Genomic DNA, 24,214 nt, shown 5'->3' with positions numbered 1-24,214 from the left:
GGGCGCGGTGTCGTGTTTTATTTCAAGCCGGCGACGTAATCGGCCACGGCTTTCATTTCCTCGTCCGACATGCGCATGGCGATGGTGCTCATCTGCGCGCTGTTCTTGCGGCCGCCCGCCTTGAACAGGCCCAGCTGGGCTACCGTGTAGTCCTGGTGCTGGCCGCCGATGCGTGGATACTGCACCGGAATGCCGGCGCCGGCCGCGCCGTGGCAGCTGGCGCAGGCAGGCACGTTTTTCTCGGCGATGCCGCCGCGATAAATCTTCTTGCCCAGTTCGACGGTGTCCTTGTTCTTGGCTGCGCCCGGCTTTTGCGCCTGGGCGGCCAGCCAGGCCGAGATGTTGTGCTTTTCTTCGTCGGTCAGCATCTTGGCGTAGGTCGTCATGACGGCTTGATTCCGATCCGGCGCCGTAAAGTTCACCAGTTGCTTGTAAAGATAGCCCTCGTGCTGGCCGGCCAGCTTGGGGTTGACCGCGATGGTCGAATTGCCGCCGGCGCCGTGGCAGGAGACGCAGGCCGGCAGGCCGCGTGCGTTGTCACCCGTTTCAAACAGCGTGCCGCCCTTGGCCGCATCGACCTTGGGTGCGGCGGCTTCGGCGTGGGCCGGTTTTTTTTCTTCGTTGGCCGATGCGGTACCCGCAACAGCCAGCACGGCGACCAACAGGGATTTTACAAACGGTGAAAACGCACGATTCATTCAAGCACCCTCAAAAAAGTTTGTCGAACGTATGCCGCAGGCTAGACGCTAGAGGCTATGGCAACACTTCGTAACCACTCATTGTACAATAGCTTTCCAGCATATTTGCTCCCTTTTGTTGCATTTTCCCCCATCCCATGTCCAAACTCTGGCAAGCCCGCTTCTTTACGACCGTCAACCAATTGCGCGACCTCCCCGACACGCAAGTGCCGGAAATCGCCTTTGCAGGTCGCTCCAACGCCGGCAAATCGACCGCCATCAACATCCTGTGCAACCAGAAAGGCTTGGCGTTCGCGTCCAAGACCCCTGGCCGTACCCAGCACATCAACTACTTCTCGATCGGCGGCGCGCACGTCGCGCAGCACCGCAAGGATCCGACCATCGTCGACGAGATCGAGTGCCTGCTGGTCGACTTGCCGGGCTACGGCTACGCCGAAGTGTCCGGCTCGGCCAAATTGCACTGGCAGCGCCTGCTGGGCGACTACGTCCAGCGCCGCGAACAATTGGCGGCCTTGATCTTGATCATGGATTCGCGCCGCCCCTTCACGGAACTCGACGTCCAGATGCTGGAATGGTTCGCCCCGACCGGCAAGCCCATCCATTGCATTCTGACCAAGGTTGACAAATTGAACCGCAATGAATCGGTCAATGTGCTGCGCCAGGCGAAAGCCAAGCTGGACAGCTATGTCGACGAAGACGGCGAAGGTTTCCCCTTCACCGTGCAACTGTTCTCCGCGCTCAAGCGCATCGGCATCGACGAAGCCAACGACAAGATCCTGGAACTGGCCGGCGTCACCGACGACGAAGCGGCGGCCCAGGTCGATCTGATCGAGATGGAAGACGACGCCGAGCCCGACGAGCAATAACCCCACAGACTCAGGAAAGATCCGCGATGCACAATCCACACGTTTCCGCCCAATTCCCCGCCATCCGCATGCGCCGCATGCGGCGCGATCCGTTTTCGCGCGCATTGATGCGTGAAAACAACGTCACGGCCTCGGACTTGATCTACCCGGTGTTTATCCTGGAAGGCACGCAGCAGCGCGAGCCGGTGCTGTCGATGCCGGGCGTGGAGCGGGTGTCGGTGGATCTGCTGCTGAAGGTGGCGCAGGAATGCGTGGAACTGGGCATACCGGTGCTGGCGCTGTTCCCGGTGATCGACGCCGCCAAGAAGACGCCGGACGGCGTCGAGGCGACCAATCCGGACGGCCTGGTGCCGCGCGCGGTGCGGGCGCTGAAGCAAGCCTTCCCGCAGCTGGGCATCCTGACCGACGTCGCGCTGGATCCGTACACCAGCCACGGCCAGGACGGCCTGATCGATGAAAACGGCTACGTGATCAACGACGTCACCACCGACATGCTGGTGCGCCAGGCCTTGTGCCAGGCCGAGGCCGGCGTCGACGTGGTGGCGCCGTCGGACATGATGGATGGCCGCATCGGCGCGGTGCGCGCCGCGCTGGAAGAGAACGGTTTCATCCACACCCGCATCATGGCGTACTCGGCCAAGTATGCGTCGGCGTTCTACGGCCCGTTCCGCGACGCCGTGGGCTCGGCCAAGAACCTCGGCAAGGGCGACAAGAACACTTACCAGATGGACCCGGCCAACAGCGATGAAGCCTTGCGCGAAGTGGGCCTGGACCTGGCCGAAGGCGCGGACATGGTGATGGTCAAGCCGGGCATGCCCTACCTGGACATCGTGCGCCGCGTCAAGGACGAGTTCAAGGTGCCGACCTTTGCCTACCAGGTCAGCGGCGAGTACGCGATGATCAAGGCGGCCGCGCAAAACGGCTGGCTCGACCACGACAAGGTGATGATGGAAGCCATGCTGGCCTTCAAGCGCGCCGGCGCCGACGGCGTGCTGACCTACTTCGCCCTCGACGTCGCCCGCCTGCTGAAGGCGCAAAAATAACCCTTGGGGTCAAGTCTGACATTTGGACACGAGCTCTGCCGTAACGCTGCTTACGGCAGAGCCCGTGTCCAAATGTCAGACTTGACCCCGTTTTTTTAGCCGTCGCTGCGCAAGGCGGCGATGGGGTCGAGCGCGGCGGCCTGGCGCGCGGGGAACACGCCGAACGCCAGCCCCACGCCCACGCACAGCAGCACCGCCACGATCAAACTCAACGGCGACCACGCCACCGACCAGCCGGCCAGCGCGGCGATGCTGTAGGCCGCCACCGCGCCCAGCACCACCCCCAGCAACGCGCCGCTGACGGCGATCACCAGCGCCTCCGCCAAAAACTGCTCGACCACGTCGCGCCGGCGCGCGCCCAGCGCACGCTTCAACCCCACTTCGCGCCGCCGCTCCAGCACATTGGCCAGCATGATGTTCATGATGCCGATGCCGCCCACCAGCAGCGACACCGCCGCGATCGAACTCATGACGATGGTGAAGATGCGCTGCGTCTGCTGGTTCTGGCGGTACAGGCCCATCGGCACGATCAGGTTGGTGTCGTCGGCGCCGCCGTGGCGCTGCGCGATCAGCGCCTGCAGCACGCGCGCCGCGCTGTCCGGCGCCACGCCCGCGCCCAGGCGCACGCTGATGCCGTCCACCTCGTCCTCGATGCGCTTGAAGGCAAAGCGCGCCCGTCCCGTCTCCCACGCCACGAACAGGCGCTCGTCGTCCAGCCCCAGCTTGACGCCCTCGAAATCCGACTTGCTTTGCGCGCGGTCGGCCAGCACGCCCACCACCTCCAGCCACACGTGGTTGAGCTTGACCCGCTGGCCGACCGCCGGCCCGTCGCCGAACAGGGTGCGCGCCAGCCGCGCGCCGACCACGCACACCGGCGCCAGCGTGGCGCCATCTTGCACCGCCAGCCAGCGCCCGGCGGCCACCTGCAGGCCGCTGTGCGACGCGTACGACGGCGACACGGCATAGGCGCGGCCGCTGACCACCTTGTCGCCCAGCACCAGCTGCTCGACCTTGATTTCCTTCTTCAACGCCACCGACTGCGCGCCCGGCACCACCAGCAAGGCGGCGTCGGCGTCGGCCGCCGACAGGCCCAGCGAACGGGTGCGGATTTCCTTCAGCTGCTCGGGATCGATGGCCTTGCTTTCGATGAGCACATTGTCCAGGCCCAGCTCGGCCACCAGGCGCAAGGCCTCGCGCTTGCTGCCCTCGCCCACCGCCAGCATGGCGACGATGGCGGCGACGCCGAAGATCATGCCCAGCAGGGTCAGGCCGGTGCGCAGCTTGCGCCGCTGCAGTTCAGTAACGGCTTCCCGTATCAATGCCAGATTCATGCCGAAGTTCATGACTTTACCGCCGTTGTCGATGGCGGCAGCAGCACGATGCGCGCGCCGGCCGTCAGTCCGCTTTTGAGTTCGCTACGCACCGGTCCGCGCTGCCCCAGTTCGATCTTGTGCCGCACCGGCTTGCCCTGCTCGTCCGTGTAGACGGCGTAGCCCGCGCCCTCCTGCACCAACGCCAGGTTGGGCACGGTCAGCGCGGCCGGCCGCGCCACCAGCTGCACGCTGCCGCGCAGCGCCTGGCCCGGCTTCAGGCCCAGCTTGAGCGCGGTGTCGTTGGGGATGGCGGCGTCGAAGTCGCTGTACTTGACCGGCGATTCCTGCGAGGTGGTGCTGGCGCTGCTGCCGACGCGGGTGACGGTCAGCGTCAGCGCGGTGCCGGTGCCGGCCAGGCGCACCTGCACCGGCAGGCCGGGCTTGAGGCCGTAGGCCTGGCCCTCGGCCACGCTGAAGTGCGCCACCAGCTGGTGCAGGTCGGGCAGCATGCCGAACTCCTGTCCGGCCGACTGGCTGGCGCCGACCTCCGGCTTGGCGCCGTCCCAGCGCGGCACCAGCAGGAACACGCCGTCGTGCGGCGCCACCAGCTCCAGCCCGGCCAGGCTGTCGCGGTTGCGCTTGGCGCCCTGCTCCACGCTGTCGCGCTGCGAGTGCAGCACCGCGTCCTGCGCCGCCGTGCGCGCCTGCGCCTGGCCGCCTTTCCAGTCCAGGTAAGTGCGCTTGGTGCTGAGGAAACCGACGTCGGCCAGCGCGTCGAGGATGGTGTTGCGGGCGAAGATGGTCAGGTCGACCTTGGCGTAGCGCTGGCTCAGGCCGAGATCGTCCTCGACCTTGGCGCGCTCGCCGGCCAGCGTGCTGCGTTCGACGGCGGCGTTGCCGGAGTTGCCGGCTTCGGCGATGGTCTTGCGCAGCAGTTCCAGCTCGGCCTGCGACAGTTCCATGCGCGCCTGCGGCGCGTCGAAGCGCGCCACCACGTCGCCCTTGCGGACGGCGCTGCCGTCGGCCACCATGCTCACCAGCACGCGGCTGCTCCAGCCGCTGCCGGGCACGGGCAGCGTGGTGCTGGCGGCGGCCTTGATTTCGCCGTCCACCGCCAGCGTTTCCGACCACGGCCGCGCGGCCAGGGTTTCGATGGCGCCGGGTGCGGTGGTGGCGCTGTCGCCGCAGCCGGCCAGCGCCAGCACTGCGGCCACGCTCAGTACATGCTTGTTCATTGCTTGCGCTCCTTGCTGCGCTTATCGTCTGCACCGGCGGCATCGGCCACCAGCACGGCCTGCACGGCGGCGCCCGGCTTGAGGCCCTGAGGGTTGTCGTCAAACTGCAGTTCGAGATTGCGCACGATGGTCGATTGCGCGGTGGACTTGCCGTGGAAGGCCCGGCCCAGCGCGACCACGTGGGCGTTCAGCGCCTGGTTGGCGCCCGGCACCGTCACGCGGGCCTTCTGCCCCACATGGACCAGCGAGGCCTGCGCCTCCGGGATGGTGGCGTTGATGTACAGCTGGCCCGGATCGGCCAGCGTGGCGACCGACAGCCCCATCCACACCTGGCTGCCGACCGTGACCTTCTCGCCCGAGAAGGTGGTGCGGTACATCAGCAAGCCCTTGCGCGGCGCCACCACGGTCATCGCCGCCTGGCCCCTGGTCAGCGCGGCCAGCTGCTGCTGGATGTCGGCCACTTCCGCCTGCAGGCCGGTGCGTTCGGCGCGGCGGGCGCGGATCTGCACGGCGCGCTGCGTGACGGCCAGCTTGGCCAGCGCGGTCTTTTCGGTGCGCTCGATAACCAGCTTGTCGTAGTCGACGCGGCGTATCAATTCCTTCGGCTGGGTGGCCTTGCGTTCGGCCTTCTCGGCATTGCTTTGCGCCTCGGCCACGGCCAGTTCGCCGGCGCGGTCGGCCTCGGCCTGGTCGAGCAGCATCTTTTCCAGCGCCCGCTGCTTTTCCCTGAGCTGGCCTTGCTGCTGCATCAGCTGGGTGGTGACTTCGCCCGATTCGAACTGGGCGATGGTCTGGCCGGCCTCGACCATCGCCCCCTCGGGGGCGATGCTGGCCAGCTTGTACTGCCACACATACGGGATGCTCGGCGGCGATACCGGCAGCGCCTGGCGCGAGGCGATCTCGCCTTCGATGGACGGCGCCTCGGCGGCGGCGGCCGGCCTGCGCGCGGCGCCCGCGCCGGCGTGCGGTTCGGCAAACACGCTCATGCCCGCCACCAGCGGCAAACCATGTCCTTCCGGCAGGCCGATGCGGACGCGGAAGTAGCGGCCGCTGCCCCAGCTGGCGCGCGCTTCCGGCGCGCTGGTGATGCCGAGGATCTTGCCGGTCAGCGCGGCGCCCGGCAGCGCGTCGAAGCGCAGGCCGAGTGCGTCGCCTTCGGTCAGGTAGGGCCGGTCGGCTTCCAGCACCCAGGCTGTCACCGCCATCTGGCCGTCGCCCTGCACCACCCCGGCGGCGTTGCCTGGCCAGGCCGACGAGCCTTCTTCGAAGCGCTCGCCCTTCCACGGGCTGTAGCCGTGCACCACCACGCCGTCGCGCGCGGCGCGCACTTCGGCCTGCTTGAGCTGGGCGATCTGGAAGGCCAGGTTGATCTGCAGTTTCTTCACTTCCAGCGCGCCGTCCTCGCGGCGGCGCGATACCGATTGCCGGTAGTTGTCGCGCGCTTCGCGCTTGATCGCCAGGTCGCGCGTGGCGCGGTCGAGCTCGGCCTGGTTGCGGTCGTAGTTCAGCGCCGTGATCTGCAGCTTGGGCAGCGCGGCGTCCACCTTGGCCTTGGCCAGCGCGGCCTCGGCGGTGATCAGCGCTTTCTCGGTATCGATGGCGCCCGCTTCGAGGTTGGCGGTGTCGCGCTCGACGCGCGCGGCGGTGCGTTCGAGTTCCGTCTTCAGGCGGTCGATATTGGCGGCGCCGCCGGTTTCGATGCGCAGCACCAGGTCGCCCGCCTTGACCTGCGTGCCCTCGGCCACGAAGTTGCGCAGCACCAGCGGCGACGAGTTCGATGGCGGCACGACGATGGTCTGCGTGTCGAGCGCCTCGACTTCGCCGGTCAGCAGCACCGGGCGCCTGGCCGGCGCCTGCGCGCCGGCGGCGTGCGGCGTGGATGGCGCTGCCGCTGCTGCGGTATGCGATGCGCCGGCGGACGAGACGGCGGCGGCGATGCCGGCGGCCAGCAGCGGCACGGCGCACAGCACGGCGACGGTGGAGCGTTTCAGGCGCGGCTTCATGCGTGGCCCTGGTCGATGCGGCCGTCGCGCAGGTGGATGGTGCGCTGGGCGCCGGCGGCGATGTCGGGATCGTGCGTGACCAGCACCAGCGTCTGCCCGCCCGCGTGCAACTCCTTCAGCAGCGCCATGACGTCGGCGGCGCTCCTGGAATCGAGGTTGCCGGTGGGCTCGTCGGCCAGCAGCAGCGCCGGCTGGTTCAGCAGCGCGCGGGCGATGGCGGCGCGCTGCAACTGGCCGCCGGACAGCTGGCCCGGCAAGTGGCCGGTGCGCTCGCCCAGGCCGATGCGTTCGAGCAGCGCGACGGCGCGGCCGGCGGCGGCCGGATCGGCGCTGCGGGCGTAGCGCTGCGGCAGCAGCACGTTCTCCAGCACGGTCAGGCGCGGCAGCAGGTGGAAGGATTGGAACACGAAGCCGATGCGGCGGTTGCGCACTTCGGAGGCGGCGTCGTCGTCGAGGGCGCTGATCTCGTCCTCGGCCAGGCGGTAGCGGCCGCTGTCGGGCCGGTCCAGCGCGCCGAGCACGTTCAACAAGGTGGATTTGCCGGAGCCGGACGGCCCCATGATGGCGACGAACTCGCCGGGCGCGATATGCAGGTCGATGCCGTCGAGGGCACGGATGTCGTTGCCGCCCTGGCGGTAGGTCTTGCGGATATCGCTGAGTTGTATCATCGCCGAAGTATCTCCGGCGATGATGGTTTTGTCAATTAACCAACTTGTATTTTAGTGCAAGGCCTCGGCTGCTTACTCGACGCCGACTTCCTTGCGGTTGTCGCGCGAGACGCGGTCGATCATCTTGTTGTAGGGATCGACGCCGACCTCGAACGGCTGCTCCTTGACCGTCACCGTCAGCACCGGATCGCTGCCCTGCAACACGCGCTTCTCGCTGAACAGCACGCGCTCGTCGCGCTCCTTGGCGCCCTTGGCGCGGGCAAACACGGCGATCTCCACCGGTTCGTCGTAAGCGCGCGGCGTCTCCTTGCCCTTGCCGTCCGCCTCCAGCTTGGCCAGGTGCAGCGTCATCGTCACGTCCCACTGGCCGTCGGCGCGCTTGCGGGCCTTGGCCTCGGTCACGCGGTTGTCGTAGAAGACGATCTTCTCGAACAGGTCGGTGATCAGCGCCTGCTTGTCCTGCGGCGCCTCGGCGCGGATGTAGGCCAGCAGTTCGCGGCTGGTGGTGTACGGCGCCTGCTGATAGCCCTTGTCCTGCAGGAAGCGCTTCAACGCGCGGTTGAGCGCCGCCTCGCCGATCTCGTCGCGCAGGCGGTAGAACACCAGGCTGCCCTTGCGGTAGTGGATGTACTGCTGGTTCTCCACGCGCATCAGCGGCTGCTCTTCGACCAGTTCGCCGCCCCGGTCGCGCAGGTAGTGGTCCAGCTCGAAGCGCAGGAAGCGGCGCAGCTTGTCGCGGCCGTATTCCTTCTCCATCACCATCAGCGCCGAGTACTGCGCCAGCGCTTCGATCAGCATGGTCGAACCCTGGACGTTGGCGCCCACCACCTGGTGGCCCCACCACTGGTGCGCCATCTCGTGCGCGGTGACGTAGTAGACGTAGTCGATGTCGTCCTTGTCGCGCAGGTCGGCGATGAAGCCTATCGATTCCGAATACGGGATGGTGTTGGCGAACGATTGCGCGAAGCTCTGGTAGTTCGGGAACTCCAGCACCCGCACCTGCTTGTGCTGGTAGGGCGTGTAGTTGGCCTCGAAATAGTCGAGCGACTTCTGCGCCGAGGTGATCATGCGGTCGACGTTGTAGGCGTGCTTGGCGTCGTAGTAGATCTCGATCGGCAAGCCCTTCCACTCGCCCTTACGCACCTGCCAGCGCGCCGACAGGTAGGCGAAGAACGGCACCATCGGCCGGTCCATCTTGTAGTGGAAGTAGCGGCGGCCGTTCTGCTCCCAGCGCTTCTGCAGATAGCCGGGGGCGACGGCGATCTGGTCGGCGCTGGTCGAGACCGTGGTCTCGAAGTTGATCCAGTCCGCCTCGTTGCTGAAGATGGCGTTGGCGCGCGCCTTCTCGTCCTCCAGCCTGGCCATGCGCACCGGTTCGCCCAGGCCGCGCTTGCGGCGCTCGTTGCGGTCGGTCAGCTCGACCTGCTCGTTGTAGCCGAAGTGCGGGAAGTAGGCCTGGTTGTTGAAGAAGGTGCCGTTCAGGTTGATGTTGTCGGCGGCGCCGCTGTTGGTGAAGCCCTGGTTGTGGATGTCCACGTTGAAGTCCAGGTTGAGCTTGGCGGCGGGCGCCAGCGGCTGCGTCAGCTTGATGATGCTGAAGCCGGCTTCCTTGTCGTCCAACACCACCGTGTGCGGCGGCAGATTGTCGAAGCGGGTCTCGACGTCGGTGTTGAGCTGGATGCGCAGCACGTCCAGCGGCAGGCCGGTCTTGTTTTCCAGCAGGTAGTGGCCGCGTATCGCCACGCGGCGCTCGGCCGGATAGATGTCGACGTCGGCGCGCACGTCGGTGATGCGCGGTTGCGGCAAGCCCTTGTACTGGCGGTACAGCTTTTCGTAGCGGGCCTGTTTGTCCATGCCGACGTCGGACGCCTCGTACCGGTTCAGCACGTTGGTGTTGTAGAAGATCCAGGCGCCGCTGCCGACGAAGCCGGCCAGCAGCATGGCCAGCGCCACGCCGGACGAGCCCTTCAGGCGGACGGCGGCCACGCGCACGCGCTCGCGCCATGGACGCGCCAGGCCGCGCACCCAGAACGCCTGCGCCAGCACCAGCAAGGCCGCCGTGAACAGGCTCCAGTACAGCGCGAACCACGACCAGCCGGTCAGGAAGTGGCCGTAGCCGTTCATGTCCGAGTAGCGCAGGCCCGGCAGCGCGGCGAAGTTGTACAGGTTGTGGTCGAAGTGCATGATGCTCAGCACGATCTGCGACACCATCAGCACGATCACCAGCAGGTAGCCGATGAACTTGTTGTTGGTGAAGACCTGCAGCGTCAGCGCCAGCAGGCCCATCAGCACGAAGAACATCGACTCCAGCAGCACGCCCTGGACGTACAGGCCGACCTCGACCGGCGCGCCGCCCTTGAACAGCTGGTAGGCCGCGCCCGCCAGCACGCCGGCCAGCAGGAAGCCGGCGATCACGCCCACCAGCGCCAGGCACTTGGCCAGCAGCGGCGCCCAGTCCGGCACCGGCATGGCGTCGCTGACGTCGGCGATCTTGACCTGGCGCTCCTTGAAGATCAGCTCGCCGGCGTAGAAGGTCAGCACGATGATCAGCATGAAGTTGAAGCTGCCGCTCAGGGTGCGCAGCATCAGGTAGGTGACGGGATAGACGGTGGTGCCGAAGTTGGCGCCGGCCTGGGTGACGGCGCCGACGAAGTTCAGCACGCCTAACAGCAGCATCACCAGGAAGGGCACGCTCTTGAACACGCCCACGGCGTCGAAGCGCAGGATGTGCCAGCACTGCAGCCAGCCGGTGGCGGCGCTGAAGCGCGCCACGCTGCGCGGCAGCGCCAGGTTCGACGGCGCAGGCGCGGACGCGGCGGCCGCTGCCTTGGCCTTGCCGAACAGGCGGCGGCCGGTGCCGGCGCGCTGCGGCTTGAACAGCACCAGCGTGGCGCCGAAGAACACCAGCGCCACAGCCAGCCACAACGCGCGGTTGGCCAGCAGGAAACCGCTGAACGGCGGCAGGCCGGCGTTCGATTCGGCGGCCGAGAAGTAGCGCACGGCGCGGCTGAAGGCGCGCACGCCGAACGGGTCGAGCAGCACGGCGGTCCATTCGCTGTTGATGTCGCGGGTGAAGACGCCGGCGACGATCCACAGCACGAAGAAGCCCAGCACGCCCACGTAGACCAGCATCATCGAGCGGGTGGTGGAGGCCAGCAGCATCAGCAAGGCGCCGATGAAGACCAGGTTGGGAATGACGAAGAAGCAGAAGCCCCACAGGTAGGCCGACAGCGACAGCGGACCGACGCGCGCGGCGTCGACCCACGGCATCACCGGCCCCAGCAGGATGCCGACGGCGATCAGCACGAAGATGCTCAGGCAAGCCACCAGGCCGGCGATGAAGCGCCCGGCCAGGTACTGGTACTTGCGCATCGGCGTGGCGAACAGCATGTCGGAAATGCCGACCTCGCTGTCGCGCAGCACGGTGCCGGCGATGAAGATGGTGACGATGAAGGTCGACACCACGGTGAACGAGCCCAGCAGCTGAGCCACGACCACCGGCGCGTTGCGGTGCACATTGCCGATCGCCCCGCCGACCTGGATGGCGTCGCTGGTGGAGGCGCCGAAGGCCATCAGGCCGAGGATCAGCCCCGTCACCCACAGCAGCGGCTGGCGCAGCTGGTAGCGCAAATCGAATTTAAAGAATTCCATCAACATGGCGGGCCCCTCAGACCACGGCGGCCGCGGAAGCGGCGGCGTTACGCACATGCAGGAAGTACACATCTTCCAGATCCGGCTCGACCTGGATGAAGCCCTCCTCGGGCTGGCTGTCGGCGTAGACATTGATTTGCGGCTTGCCGCCGACCAGGCGGGTGTGCAGCACCTTCATGCGCTGCTGGTAGTCCGCCAGCGCCTCGGGGCTGACGCTGCGGCGCCAGACCTTGCTGCGCAGCGTGTCGATGGTGGCCTGCGGCTCGCCCTGCAGCTGCACCTCGCCCTTGACGATCAGCGCCATGCGCGGGCACAGGTCGGTGACGTCGGCCACGATGTGGGTCGACAAGATCACCACCACCTGCTCGCCGATCTTGGCCAGCAGGTTGAGGAAGCGGTTGCGCTCGTCGGGGTCGAGGCCGGCGGTCGGCTCGTCGACGATCACCAGCCGTGGCGAACCGAGCAGCGCCTGGGCGATGCCGAAGCGCTGGCGCATGCCGCCCGAGTAGGTGCCCAGGCCGCGCTTGCGCGCTTCCCACAGATTGGTCTGGTGCAGCAGCGCCTCGACCGCTTCCTTGCGCTCGCCGCGCCCGGTCAGGCCCTTGAGCACGGCGAAGTGGTTCAGCAGCACCTCGGCCGTCACCTTGGGGTAGACGCCGAAATCCTGCGGCAGGTAGCCGAGCTGGCGGCGCAGCGCCTCGGGCTGGGCCAGCACGTCGAGGCCGTCGAAATGGATGCTGCCGCTATCGGGATCCTGCAGCGTGGCGATGGTGCGCATCAGCGAAGACTTGCCGGCGCCGTTGGGGCCCAGCAGGCCGAACATCCCGTTGGGGATGTCGAGCGTGACATCGTTGATGGCCTTGACGCCGTTGGCGTAAGTCTTGCTCAGCTGTTTGATCGATAGCATGGAACACATTCTCCTGATAGGGGGACGGATGGAATCCGCAACAAAGTTACTTTAAAGTAAAGTTGTCAAGCTATCAGGGTTTTTGCGACCAAACGGCGGTTTTGGGGGATGGAGCGTGGTTTTTCGGTAAAAATTAACGGGAGGCGCCGCGCGTGTACTCGGGGAACATCTCTTTCAGCAGGAAGGCGATCAAGTCCTTCTCGTCCTCCTTGCGGGCGCTCATGACCACCACCTTGCCCAGGCGGCGCGATTCCCACGGGAAGTCGCCGGTCTTTTCCTTGCGGATCACCTTGATCATTTCCTTGACCACGGCGGTTTCGATATCCGGTTCGGCGCCCTGCTCCACGTGCAGCTGCTGGGTCCAGTTGCGCTTGAAGTTGGTGTTCCAGCCGCGGAACTTCACGTCGGCGCTGTGGTAGCTCTTGTCGACCGAGAAGATGCCGCCGGTGTCGTCCTTGTCGGCGCCGCCGGAGCGGCCCTGGGCGCCGGCGATATTGGCCTTGGCGATGCGCAGCGAGCGCTCGGCGTCGCTCTCGGCCGGGGCCGGCGGCGCCGGTTGCGGATTGTTGGCCTCGCGCGCGGCGCGGCGCTTGGCGATCATCTCGGACATGTCCTGCTCGGGCGGCGGCGTCATCGTCGCCTGCACCGGCGGCACATAGGTTTCCAGCTTGGGACGGATGGCGGCCGGCGCATCCCGCGACGCCACCTGCTTCGGCGGCGGCGGCTTGCTGGCCTTGGCCACTTCGGTTTTCTTCGGTTGCGGCTTGTTCGGGTTTTTCTTTTCCGGCAACGGCGCGATGTAGACCATCGTCCCGCCCTTGGGCGGCGCGGCATGCTTGCGTTCGGGCGCGGGCGCCAGGAAGTAGTACAGCACGCCGATCAGGTGCAGCGCGATGGAAATGCCGATGCCGACCCGCCTGGACTGCGATTGACGATCCCACGCGGCATACCTCTCGCCGGCCTCGGGCAGACGCTGGCCGCAAGCTTCGCAATATTCGGAATTTGCAGAGAGTAAGTGGGAATCGTGATGCAAAATAGCAAACCTTGATTGGAACGACGTCGACAAAATGCGGCCATAGTGCCAGAGTCCCGCAATTTTGGGAACCGCTGTGCACAGCCATGATAACGCGCCGGGCTGCAGCGCGTACGCTCCAGGGTATTCAAGGGGAATAGCTTACAAGTTCCGCGTCTTGACGGGTGTTACCGTATGTATCAACCGGCTTTACAAAGCCGCCTGCGGCAAGGCCGTGGCGGCGGTTTCGGCGACGGCGCGGCGGGCGGCGGGCCGGGGCAGCTCGTCCATCTGCGCGCACATGGCGTGGACGCAGCGGTCGGCGTCCAGCACCTGGCGCGAGCGCAGTTGCGGGCGCGGCAAGGCGTGCGTGTAGTAGTGCGCGCCCTCCACCAGGTAGCCCAGCGCCCACAGCCTGCCCGAGGCTAGTCCACGCGCATCCAGCGGCTGGCCGCCGGCGTCGATGTCGATGCCGCCGGGGTGGAAATCGCCGTTGCAATACGGCCGCACCAGCCCGCGCTTCAGCACATTACGGATGAGTAAGGAATCGTCGGTGGCGGGGAAAAAGCCGTCCAGCCGGGCCACCACCAGCACATCGAAGGCATGCGCGACGGCGCCGTCGGCGAAGCCGGTGCCGAGCACATAGCTGGCCGCCTGCTCATCCATGTCGATGCGGCTGCGCGGGCCGGAGACGATCTCGATCACGCCCGCGTCCAGCAGCGCCAGCAATTCCTGGTTGCGGCGCAGCGGCGGTCCGAAGGCGCTGCGGTTGATGGCCGCGTGGTAGACGCCGAGGAAGTTGCGGTGCGAGGCCGGCGTCAGGCCGCCGTGCTCGACGGCCGCCTGCAGCGTGGCGCGCACATCGCGCAGCACGTCGGTGGCGGCCTTGGTCGCGCTGCCAACATTGCCCAGCCGCGCCTCGGCCAGGTCGTCGCGCAGCCAGTCGGTGAAGTAGCGGCGGAACGCTTCCAGCGTGGCGAAGCGGCGCCCGCGCAGCGGGAACAGCAGCTGGTCGACCAGCACGTCGTCCTCGGCCGTCAGCACGAAGCCGGCCGGATCGGGCGCGACGCCGCCAGGCTGGGCCATGGCCAGCGTGCTGCGGTAGACCCAGGCCATTTCGCGCTTGAGCAGCGGCAGCAGCTCGCGTTCGAAATCGAGCTGGCGGCTGCCGCGTCCGGCCAGCGCCATGCGGCGCAGCGCGTCCACCGCGGCCGGCGTGAAGTAGTGCGGCTGGTGGCGGCCGTCCAGTCCCTTCTGGTTGACGCCGCGCGCCGCCGCCGGCAGGCAGTTGCGCGAGCACAGCGTCAGGTGCGGCTCGGCGCCGCAGCGCTGGTAGCGCAAGTTGCCCTGCCCGTCTTCCACGAAGGCGCCGCCGCGTCCCACCGTCAGCTCGGCGATGATGTCGTGCGCGCTCAGGCCCAGGCCCTGGATGGCGACGCGGGCGTCGGCGCCGATGCGCGCCAGCCGCTCCAGCGGATAGGCGTGGCGCACGAAGGCCAGCCGGCTGTTGCTGCGCGCGTGGTCGCGGGCGAAAGCGGCCAGCCGGGCGTCGACCGCGTCGGGTTCGTTGCGGCCGTGGCCGGTGGTCAGGAAGACGAAGTCGCTGTGCAAGCGATAGCCCGTTTCGAGCTCGACGGCGTAGCGGCCGTCCGCCGGCGGCAGCAGGTCGACGGCGCGCTGGCGGTGGTGGTTCAGGTTGACGCACGAGGGCAGCACGGCGGCGATCTGGCGGTAGGCCCAGGCCAGGTATTCGCCCAGCAGGCAGCGCGGCAGGTAGTCGGCTTCGGTGATGTCGGCGCCGCCGTGCCCGCCGAGGCGGTAGTAGCGCTCGCCGACGCGGCGGTAGCCGGCCTGGCGCGCCCACGCGGTCAGCGAGGGCGTGGCGCACAGCGGCGGGTGCTGGACCGCGCCGGCCGCCGGGAACAGCGTGACCTGGCTGGCGATGGTGTTGATCAGCAGATGCTGCGGCTGGCGCACGCTGTGCACGCCGGGGCCGCAGTCGCCGGGTTCGACCACGTGGATGTCGAGCGGCAGCCGGCGGCTGCCGGCGATCGCGGCGATGCGTTCAAAAACGCTGAGCCCGCGCGGGCCCATACCGATGATGGTGACACTGTAGCGTTTCATTTCCAACCGTCCTTTATCCAGGCTAACTTGCCCATGATAAAGAGACGGTTTTCAGAGCAACTTGTCGATGCTCAATTCTTCGATGCTCAGTGTTTGACGGTGTTGACGGCCTTCAATGGCAAGGCATGGACGCCCTCGGCCACCGGCGCGGCGTCGCCGGCCAGCTCGGCGTCGCCCATCGGGCCGCTGCCGCTGTACTTGTCGAGGAACAGGTAGATCACCGGCGTGATGTACAGCGTGATCACTTGCGAGAAGATCAGGCCGCCCACCACGGCCAGGCCCAGCGGCTGGCGCAGCTCGGCGCCGGCGCCCAGGCCCAGCGCGATCGGCAAGGCGCCCATCAGCGCCGCCATGGTGGTCATCATGATAGGACGGAAGCGCAGCACGCAGGCTTCGCGGATCGCCTGGGCCGGCGTGCGGCCCTCGTTGCGCTGCACGTGCAGCGCGAAGTCGATCATCATGATGGCGTTCTTCTTGACGATACCGATCAGCATCAGGATGCCGATGATGGCGATCATCGTCAGGTCCAGGTTGAACAGGCGCAAGGTCAGCAAGGCGCCGACGGCGGCCGACGGCAGGCCGGCCAGGATGGTCAGCGGATGGATATAGCTTTCGTACAGCACGCCCAGCAGCACGTAGATCACGCCCAGCGCGGCGATGATCAGGATCAGCTGGCTGCCCTGAGAACTCTGGAACACCGCCGCGTCGCCGCCGTAGTTGGTGATGATGGACGGCGGCAGATGCATGTCCAGGCCCATCTGGTCGATCTTGGCGGTGGCCTTGCCCAGCGGGACGTCCGGCGCCAGGTTGAACGACAGCGTGATCGCCTGCAGCTGGCCCTGGTGGTTGACGGCGGTCGGGCCGATGGTGCGCTGGACCGTGGCAAAGCTGGACAGCTGCACCAGGTTGCCGCTCTTGTTGCGCACCGAGATGCGGGTCAATGCGTCATCGAACTGGCGGTCGGCGGTGGCCGCCTCCAGGATCACGTAGTAGCTGGCGGCCGGCGAGTAGATGGTCGACACCTGGCGCTCGCCGAAGGCCAGGTAGAGCGCGGTGCGGACGTCGCCGATGGCCACGCCGAGGTTGTTGGCCTTGTCGCGGTCTATCTTCAGCGACGCTTGCAAGCCCTTGTTCTGCGAATCGCTGGTGACGTCGCGGAAGTCCGGATCGGCGCGCAGCTGGTCGAGGTATTTCTGCGCCCACTCGTTGAGCGCGCCGGGGCTGACCGATTGCAGCGTGTACTGGTAGCGGCTCTTGGACGGGCGTCCGCCCAGCTGCAGGTTCTGCACCGGGCTCAGGTAGACGGCGATGCCGGGTACGGTCCTGGTGGCCTTGCGCAGGCTGTCGAGCACCTGAGGCATCTTCTGGCGCTGGTCGCGCGGCTTGAGCACCAGGAACATGCGGCCGCTGTTGCCGCCGCCGACGAAGGACGTCACGTCCTGCACATTGGGGTCGGCCTTGATGACGGCCGCCACGCGCTCCTGCAGGTCCAGCAGCGAGGCCGAGGAAATGTCTTCCGACGCCTCCGTGTTGACGCGGATCTGGCCCAGGTCTTCCTCGGGGAAGAAGCCTTTCGGGATGGTGATGTACAGTACCGCCGTCAGCGCGAAGGTGCCGATCGCCGCCGCCAGCACGATGTAGCGGTGGTGCAGCGCGATGTCCAGCGTGCGCACATAGCCGTTGCGCAGCGCGGTGAAGCCGGCCTCGAACCAGCGGCCGATGAAGCCGCCCTTGTCGTGCTCGGGGTCGATGGCGTCGGCCGGCAGCAGGCGGCTGGCCAGCATCGGCACCAGCATCAGCGACACCGCCGCCGACACCAGCACCGACAACGCCACCACCACGGCGAATTCATGGAACATCAGGCCGATCACGCCGGGCATGAAGAAGATCGGGATGAACACGGCCACCAGCGAGACCGAGATCGAGATGATCGTGAAGCCCATTTCCTTCGAGCCGATCAGCGCGGCCTGCAGGGGCTTCTTGCCCAGCTCGATGTGGCGGACGATGTTCTCCAACACCACGATGGCGTCGTCGACCACCAGGCCGACCGCCAGCGTGATGCCGAGCAGGGAGACGTTGTCCAGGCTGTAACCGAAGGCGTACAGCAGGGCCAGCGCGCCCAGCAGCGAGATCGGCATGGTGATGGCCGGGATGAAGGTGGCGGCCGCGCGGCGCAGGAACAGGAAGATCACCATCACCACCAGGAAGATGGTCAGCAGCAAGGTCAGGTTGACGTCGTGGATGGCTTCGCGGATCGACACCGAGCGGTCGTTGACCAGGTTGATGTTGATCGACGCCGGCAGCTGGTTCTTGAAGCGCGGCAGCAGGCGGCGCACGCCGTCGACCACCTGCACGGTGTTGGCGTCCGGCTGGCGCTGCACCAGCAGCACGATGGAGCGCTCGCCGTTGTAGCTGCCGGCGGTCTTGACCGACTGGAAGCTGTCCTCGACCGTCGCCACGTCCTTCAGGCGCACCGGCTGGCCGTTGCGCTGGGCGACGATGAGTTCGGCGAATTCGGACGCCTTCATCAGCTGGGCGTTGCCCTGGATGGTCAGCGTCTGGCTCGGGCCGTCGAGGATGCCCAGCGGCGTGTTGGCGTTGGCCGACTTGATCGCCTGCTGCAATTCGTCCAGCGTCAGGTTGCGGGCGTTCATCAGCTCGGACTTGGCGCGCACGCGCACGGCGAAGCGCTTCTGGCCGTTGACGGTCACTTGCGCCACGCCCGGCAAGGTCGACAGGCTGGGGGCGATCAGGTTTTCGGCGTAGTCGTTCAGCTCGGCCAAGGTCAGCGACGGCGAGTTCATCGTCATGAACAGCACCGGCGCGTCGGCCGGGTTGACCTTGCGGTAGGACGGCAGGTCGGTCATCTCGATCGGCAACTGGCGCTGGGCGCGCAGCAGCGCCGCCTGGACGTCGACCGCCGCTTCGTTGACGTTGACGCTGGGATCGAACTCCAGGGTCAGCGAGGAATTGCCCAGCGTGTTGGTGGAGGTGATCAGCGCCAGGCCGGCGATGGTGGAGAACTGCTTTTCCAGCGGCAGCGCGACGGACGAGGCCATCGTGTCCGGCGCGGCGCCCGGCAGGTCGGCCGAGACGTTGATGACCGGGGTGTTATAGCTCGGCAGCGCGGCCACCGGGATGTAGAAGTAGGCCAGCACGCCGGCCAGGATCAGGGTCAGCGACAACAGCACCACCATGACCGGACGGCGGATGCACAACTCGGAAAGGTTCATGGCTCAGCCCTTCTGTTTGGCGCCGTTGGCCGGGCCTTCGGCGGGCTTGTCGGCGGAGGCGATACGCACCTTGCCCCCCGGCCGCAGGTTTTGCTTGCCGTCGACGATGACTTTCTCGTTGCCGCTCAATCCGGACACGGCCGCATTGTCGCCAAAGGAGTACAGACGCTTGATGTTGACCACCTTGGCGGACTGGTCGGCGTCAACCGCGTAGATGAAGGTGCCGCGGGTGTTGCTAATGATAGCGTTTTGCGGGATCACCGTTGCATCTTTCAACACTTGCGAGATCAGCCTGGTGTTGACGTACTGGCCCGGCCACAGCATGGTGTCCTTGTTGTCGAACTGGGCCTTCACGCGGATCACGCCGGCCACCGGGTCGACGGTGTTGTCGATGAAGCTCAGCGCGCCGCTGATTTCCTTGTCGGAGTTGCCCAGCGCGACCTTGACCGCCACCGCGCCCTCATGCTGCGCCTGCAGCAGGCCGCTCAGCGCCGACTCCGGCAAGGTGAAGGAAACATTGATCGGATCGAGCTGGGTGATGGTGGTCAACGAGGTGGCCAGCTGCACCAGGCTGCCCGGATAGACGTTGATGGCGCCGACGCGGCCGTTCATCGGCGCGCGGATCGCGGTGTAGCTGGCGTCGACGCCGACCGAGCGCGCGGCCGCCACGTCGGACTGCAGCAGCGCGCGCGCCGCATCGACCTGGCTCTTGAGCGTGTCGACGGCGCCCTGGGCGATGAAGTTCTTGGACAGCAGTTCCATCGAACGCTTGTACTGGCGCTCGTAGTCGGCCAGCGCGGCCTGGTCGCGCGCGACCTGGGCCTGGGCCTTGTCGACGTTGGCGCGTTCGCTGCGGTCGTCCAGCGTGAACATCAGCTCGCCCGATTTGACGAACTGGCCTTCCTTGATGTGCACCTTGGCGATGGTGCTGGTGGTTTGCGGATGCAGGTCCACCGTGCTGATCGGCGTGACGGTGCCGTTGGCCTGCAACACCACCGGCACGTCCTGGCGCGTCGGCGCGACCACGCTGACGGTGGTCGGGCCTTGCTGGCCGCCTTGGGCGCCCTGGCCTTTCGGCGGTTCGGCCGTTTGACGGGTGCTGCCCCAGATGCCGCCGCCGACCACCACGATGGCGCCGACCAGAAATGCTAAGGAAGTTTTTTTCATTTTTTGCACTAGGTTTTACCGTCGAAAAATATTGCCGCCTCGCACAAGGCGGAATATTGTCGCACAGTATTTACTGGAAAAACCGCGCCACGGCAACTGCCGGGCGCTTTTTTCGCAGCGAGAGTTAGTCGACGGATTCAGGCGCCGGCGTAGTATTCCGGCACGATCAGCGTCACCTCCAGTCCGCCGTCCGCATGATTGGACAGCATGACGTTGGCGCCGTGCTGCTCGGCGATGTTGCGGGCGATGGTCAGGCCCAGGCCGGTGCCGCCGGATTCGCGCGAGCGCGAGGTCTCGATGCGGTAGAACGGCTCGAACACGCGCGCCATCTGGTCCTGGTCGATGCCGGGGCCGCCGTCGCGGATGCGGATGCGGGCCGCGCCCACCATGCGCTCGACGGTAACGTTGGCGTAATGGCCATACTTGACGGCGTTGTCGATCAGGTTGACCAGGCAGCGGCGTATCGCCAGCGGCCGGCCCATCAGCGCCATCGCCGCGCGGCCGCGCAGTTCGACCTGCTGGCCGCCGTCGGTGGCGTCGCTGCACACGCTGTCGAGCAGCGCGTCGAGGTCCAGCGCCTGCATGGTTTCCGTGGTGTCCATGCTGCGCGCCAGGTCCAGCCCTTCCTTGACCATCTGCTGCATGGCCGACAGGTCGTCGATCAGGCGCTGCTGCAGTTCGGCGTCGCCGACTTTTTCCAGCCGCAGGCGCAGGCGGGTCAGCGGCGTCTGCAGGTCGTGGGTGATGGCGGCCAGCATCTGCGTGCGCTGCATGATGTGCTGGCGGATGCGCGCCTGCATGGCGTTGAAGGCGGCGCTGGCCTGGCGGATCTCGGCCGCGCCGCTCAGCACCACCGGCGCGTGGTTGATGTCGTTGCCCAGGTCCTTGGCGGCCTGGGCCAGCTGCTTCAACGGACGCACGGTCATGCGCGTGACCAGGTAGGCCAGCGCGGCAATGCTGAGCAGGAAGGGCAGCATGGTCAGCAGTTCGCTGTGGGCCGACGGCGGCGGCGCGCGCGGCGGCAGCACGGACAGCTTCAGCACCTGGCCGTCGTGCAGGCGCACGTTCATGGTTTCGCAGGTGCCGCGCCATTGCGTCGGCGCGAAGATGTTGTTGCTCTTGCGCGGCAGGTCGCAGGCGGCCGGGTGCTCGGCCAGCGGGCCCAGCTTGTAGCCCTCGCCCAGGCGCTGCTGCAGGACGGACGAAAACTCGGTCGGCGGCAGCGCGGTGGCCAGCGGCATGTCGGTCGCCTCGAGGCGCACGGTGCCGCGGTTGGCCATGCGCAGATAGGTCGGGCGCGAGGCTTCGGGCAGCACGTCGGCGGTGGTGATCAATTGCTCGGCGCGCTCCAGCGCGTGGAAGTCGCGGTAGCGTTCCAGCGCGCGGGTGCGCTCGCCCACGGCCAGCCACTGGGTCAGCGCCGCCGAGGCGACGATGCCGAGCAGCAGGACCAGGAACACGCGCCCGGTCATCGATCCGAAAAAGGCTTTCACTGCTGCGGCTCCACGGTGACGGTGCCGGCCAGCACGTAGCCGCCGTTGCGCACGGTCTTGATGATTTGCGGCAGGCGCGCGTCCTCGCCCAGCTTCTGGCGCAGGCGGCTGATCTGGATGTCGATCGAGCGGTCGAACGGGTCGGCGTCGCGGCCCTGGGTCAGGTTCAGCAGCTGGTCGCGGTTGAGCACGCGGTTCGGGTGTTCGAGGAAGACCTTGAGCAGGCGGAACTCGGCGCCCGACAGCATGATGACGATGCCGTCCGGGTTGAGCAGGTGGCGCGCGGTCAGGTCCAGCGTCCAGCCGGAGAAGCGCATCTGCTGCGCCTTCTCGGCGCCGCTGCCGACCGGCATGGCGTTGCTGCGGCGCAGTACACTGCGGATGCGCGCCAGCAGTTCGCGCGGTTCGAACGGCTTGGGCAGGTAATCGTCGGCGCCCATTTCCAGGCCGAGGATGCGGTCCAGCGGTTCGTTGCGGGCGGTGAGCATGATGACCGGCAGCGTGGAGTGGGCGCGCAGCTTGCGGCACAGGGTCAGGCCGTCGTCGCCGGGCAGGTTGAGGTCGAGCACCACCAGGTCGGGCCGCGCTTCGTCGAGCTGCTTCCACATGGCGGTGCCGTCGGCGGCGCACAGGGCGCGGTAGCCGTTCGATTCGAGGTAGTCGGCCAGCAGGGTGCGGATGTCGCGATCGTCGTCGACGATCAAGATAGTTGATGTGGGTTCCATGTGCTAATTATCCCCAGATAGCCGGTGCGTGACCAATCACCAATTGTATCTTCTTGTATATCCCCCTAGGGACGAAACATCTGGATACAAAATCCGCGGGTGGCGAAACTTCGTGGCAACCTTACGCTGCCAACATGGGTTCAAGCGCGGTGATCACGCATCGCGATACCTAAATTCAATGATAGAGGAACCACCATGAACATCTTACGCAAAAGCATACTGATCGGTTTTACCGTACTGGGCATGGCGGCCGCGCAGGCGCAGGCGCAGGCTGAAAATTCGACGCCGCCGGTCGGCCGTCACGGCGCGGTCGTCAACAGGGAGCAGATGCAGGCCAAGATGGAGGAGATGTTCGCCAGGCGCCAGGCCAAGCTGCATGACCTGCTGAAGCTGACGGCGCAGCAGGAATCGGCGTGGGCCAGCTACCAGGCGGCCATCAAGCCGGCCGCCGCCGGCGGCACGCTGCCTGACCGCGATGCCGTCGCCAAGATGTCGGCGCCCGACCGCCTGGCCAAGATGATCGACCTGAGCAAACAGCGCCAGGTCAAAATGGAGGCCCACCTGGCGGCGCTGACGGCCTTCTACAGCCAGCTGACGGCCGAGCAGAAAGCCATCTTCGACGACCACACCCGGGGCGGCGCGCATGGCGGCCATCCGGGCCATCGCGGCGGCTGGGGTGGCCACCACGGTTGAATCAGTTCAGGCGCGACAGGGATGCGGCGAACTTGGCCGCATCCTGGAAACCGATGACGCGGGCACCGTCGATTTCCCTGCCCTGCTTGTCGAACAGGATGATGCCCGGCGGGCCGAACAGGCCGAAGCGTTTCAGCATGGCTTTGTCGTCGGCGTCGTTGGCGGTGACGTCCACCTGCAGCAGCACCGTGTTGGCCAGGCGCGTGCGCACTTGCGCATCGACGAAGGTCAGCTTTTCCATTTCCTTGCAGGACACGCACCAGTCGGCGTAGAAGTCCAGCATGGCGGTCTTGCCGCCGGTCTGCGCCAGCGCGGCGTCGAGCTGCTGCACGGTCTTGACGCGCTGGAAGGCCAGCGGCGCCTCGTGCTTGCCGCCCAGGTGGGCCAGCGGCGCCAGCGGATCGCGGCCGCCGCTGACCACGCCGACCAGCTGCGTCAGGCCCAGCACGGCGACGATGACGCCTGCCGCCCTGGCCGCCCAGCGGCCCGTATTCAGCAGCAGATACATGCCGTAGCCGACCAGCAGCGCGGCCCAGCCCAGCATCTGCACGGCGGCCGGCAACACCGGCGACACCAGCCACCAGCCCATCGCCAGCATCAGCACGCCGAAGAAGCGCTTGACCGCATCCATCCACATGCCGGCCTTGGGCAGCAAGGCCCCGGCCGAGACGCCGACCAGCATCAGCGGCACGCTCATGCCGGCCGCCATGGCGAACAGCGCGGCGCCGCCGATGACCACGTCGCGGCTCTGGCTGATGTAGACCAGCGCGGCGGCCAACGGCGCGGCCACGCAAGGGCCGACGATCAGCGCCGAGATCGCGCCCATGACGAACACGCCGGCCAGCTTGCCGGAAGATTGACGGTTCGACACCGTACTCAGCTTGGATTGCCAGGAGGCCGGCACCTGCAGCTCGTAGTAGCCGAACATCGACAGCGACAGCGCCGCCATCAGCACGCCAAAGCTGCCCAACACCCACGGGTTTTGCAGTGCGGCGGCCAGGCCTTCGCCGGCCAGGCCGGCGGCCACGCCGAGCATGGTGTAGACGATGGCCATGCCGAGCGAGTACGTGGCCGACAACAGCAGGCCGCGTCCACGGCTGCTGCGCTCGCCTTCGCCGACGATGATCGACGACAGGATGGGCACCATCGGCAGCACGCAGGGCGTGAACGACAGGCCCAGTCCCAGCAGGGCGAACAGCGGCAGGATCACCAGCAGCTTGCCGGACTTGAGCGCGGCGGCAAGGCGGCCGGCGTCGTCGACCGGGGCGGCTGCGGCGGCCACCGGCGCGGCCTGCGGCGCCAGGATGGTGGTGTTCGGCGCCGGGATCGCGCGCACGGTGACGCCGGGCGTCAGCGGCGCCGGCTTGCCGTCGCCGACAGCGG

The 24,214-nt window shown here is 67.1% G+C and carries 17 protein-coding genes; 3 read left to right on the top strand and 14 right to left on the bottom strand.

The window, feature by feature from the left end; genetic code table 11:
• Positions 1-17: 17 nt before the first annotated feature.
• Positions 18-698, bottom strand: a complete 681-nt coding sequence (locus tag DUGA2_RS23905) for a cytochrome c (RefSeq protein ID WP_070271937.1) — start codon at positions 696-698, stop codon at positions 18-20.
• A 137-nt stretch (positions 699-835) separates the two neighbouring features.
• On the opposite strand from DUGA2_RS23905, the gene yihA reads away from it, so the two are divergent.
• Entirely contained in the window at positions 836-1,564 is a 729-nt protein-coding gene (gene yihA / locus DUGA2_RS23900) for a ribosome biogenesis GTP-binding protein YihA/YsxC (RefSeq protein WP_070271936.1), read from the top strand.
• A 26-nt stretch (positions 1,565-1,590) separates the two neighbouring features.
• Positions 1,591-2,607 (top strand): porphobilinogen synthase, encoded by a 1,017-nt coding sequence (hemB, locus tag DUGA2_RS23895; RefSeq protein WP_070271935.1) that lies wholly within the window; start codon positions 1,591-1,593, stop codon positions 2,605-2,607.
• Positions 2,608-2,702: 95 nt separating this feature from the next.
• On the opposite strand, the gene DUGA2_RS23890 is transcribed toward hemB, so the two are convergent.
• The 12 genes from DUGA2_RS23890 to DUGA2_RS23835 form a co-directional block, all read right to left on the bottom strand.
• Positions 2,703-3,950: an ABC transporter permease gene (locus tag DUGA2_RS23890; RefSeq protein ID WP_070271934.1), complete on the bottom strand. Its 1,248-nt coding sequence runs from the start codon at positions 3,948-3,950 to the stop codon at positions 2,703-2,705.
• Entirely contained in the window at positions 3,947-5,155 is a 1,209-nt protein-coding gene (locus DUGA2_RS23885) for an efflux RND transporter periplasmic adaptor subunit (protein ID WP_070271933.1), read from the bottom strand. Before DUGA2_RS23885 ends, DUGA2_RS23890 begins: the two co-directional genes overlap by 4 nt.
• Positions 5,152-7,158: an HlyD family secretion protein gene (locus tag DUGA2_RS23880; protein ID WP_070271932.1), complete on the bottom strand. Its 2,007-nt coding sequence runs from the start codon at positions 7,156-7,158 to the stop codon at positions 5,152-5,154. The genes DUGA2_RS23885 and DUGA2_RS23880 overlap by 4 nt, the downstream gene beginning before the upstream one ends.
• Positions 7,155-7,826 carry an ABC transporter ATP-binding protein gene (locus tag DUGA2_RS23875; protein ID WP_070271931.1) on the bottom strand — a complete coding sequence of 224 codons (672 nt, stop codon included), beginning with the start codon at positions 7,824-7,826 and terminating at the stop codon, positions 7,155-7,157. The genes DUGA2_RS23880 and DUGA2_RS23875 overlap by 4 nt, the downstream gene beginning before the upstream one ends.
• Positions 7,827-7,898: 72 nt before the next feature.
• The gene (locus tag DUGA2_RS23870; RefSeq protein ID WP_070271930.1) at positions 7,899-11,483 is read right to left on the bottom strand and encodes a M1 family aminopeptidase; all 3,585 of its coding nucleotides are present in this window, start codon (positions 11,481-11,483) and stop codon (positions 7,899-7,901) included.
• Positions 11,484-11,493: 10 nt separating this feature from the next.
• Positions 11,494-12,384 carry an ABC transporter ATP-binding protein gene (locus DUGA2_RS23865; RefSeq protein WP_070271929.1) on the bottom strand — a complete coding sequence of 297 codons (891 nt, stop codon included), beginning with the start codon at positions 12,382-12,384 and terminating at the stop codon, positions 11,494-11,496.
• A 133-nt stretch (positions 12,385-12,517) separates the two neighbouring features.
• Positions 12,518-13,417 (bottom strand): hypothetical protein, encoded by a 900-nt coding sequence (locus DUGA2_RS23860; protein ID WP_070271928.1) that lies wholly within the window; start codon positions 13,415-13,417, stop codon positions 12,518-12,520.
• 189 nt (positions 13,418-13,606) lie between these two features.
• Positions 13,607-15,520 (bottom strand): FAD/NAD(P)-binding protein, encoded by a 1,914-nt coding sequence (locus DUGA2_RS23855; protein ID WP_070271927.1) that lies wholly within the window; start codon positions 15,518-15,520, stop codon positions 13,607-13,609.
• A gap of 86 nt (positions 15,521-15,606) precedes the next feature.
• On the bottom strand, positions 15,607-18,753 hold the full coding sequence (locus tag DUGA2_RS23850; protein ID WP_070271926.1) for an efflux RND transporter permease subunit: 3,147 nt from the start codon (positions 18,751-18,753) through the stop codon (positions 15,607-15,609).
• A gap of 3 nt (positions 18,754-18,756) precedes the next feature.
• Positions 18,757-19,920, bottom strand: coding sequence for an efflux RND transporter periplasmic adaptor subunit (locus DUGA2_RS23845; RefSeq protein WP_070271925.1), 1,164 nt, complete (start codon positions 19,918-19,920; stop codon positions 18,757-18,759).
• A gap of 137 nt (positions 19,921-20,057) precedes the next feature.
• Positions 20,058-21,413 (bottom strand): ATP-binding protein, encoded by a 1,356-nt coding sequence (locus tag DUGA2_RS23840; protein WP_070271924.1) that lies wholly within the window; start codon positions 21,411-21,413, stop codon positions 20,058-20,060.
• A complete protein-coding gene (locus DUGA2_RS23835) occupies positions 21,410-22,138 on the bottom strand; it encodes a response regulator (protein ID WP_070271923.1) in 729 nt (242 codons plus the stop codon). The genes DUGA2_RS23840 and DUGA2_RS23835 overlap by 4 nt, the downstream gene beginning before the upstream one ends.
• A gap of 195 nt (positions 22,139-22,333) precedes the next feature.
• Here DUGA2_RS23835 and DUGA2_RS23830 point away from each other — a divergent pair, with 195 nt between their 5' ends.
• On the top strand, positions 22,334-22,831 hold the full coding sequence (locus DUGA2_RS23830) for a Spy/CpxP family protein refolding chaperone (protein WP_070271922.1): 498 nt from the start codon (positions 22,334-22,336) through the stop codon (positions 22,829-22,831).
• A 1-nt stretch (position 22,832) separates the two neighbouring features.
• Here the strand turns inward: DUGA2_RS23830 and dsbD are convergent.
• A partial coding sequence (gene dsbD / locus DUGA2_RS23825) for a protein-disulfide reductase DsbD (RefSeq protein WP_070271921.1) occupies positions 22,833-24,214 on the bottom strand: 1,382 nt, incomplete at its 5' end.

Origin of the sequence: Duganella sp. HH101 (assembly GCF_001758795.1) — a bacterium.
In the GTDB taxonomy this organism is placed as follows: Bacteria; Pseudomonadota; Gammaproteobacteria; order Burkholderiales; family Burkholderiaceae_D; genus Rugamonas; species Rugamonas rivuli.
This window is presented reverse-complemented; position numbering and strand designations above follow the sequence as displayed.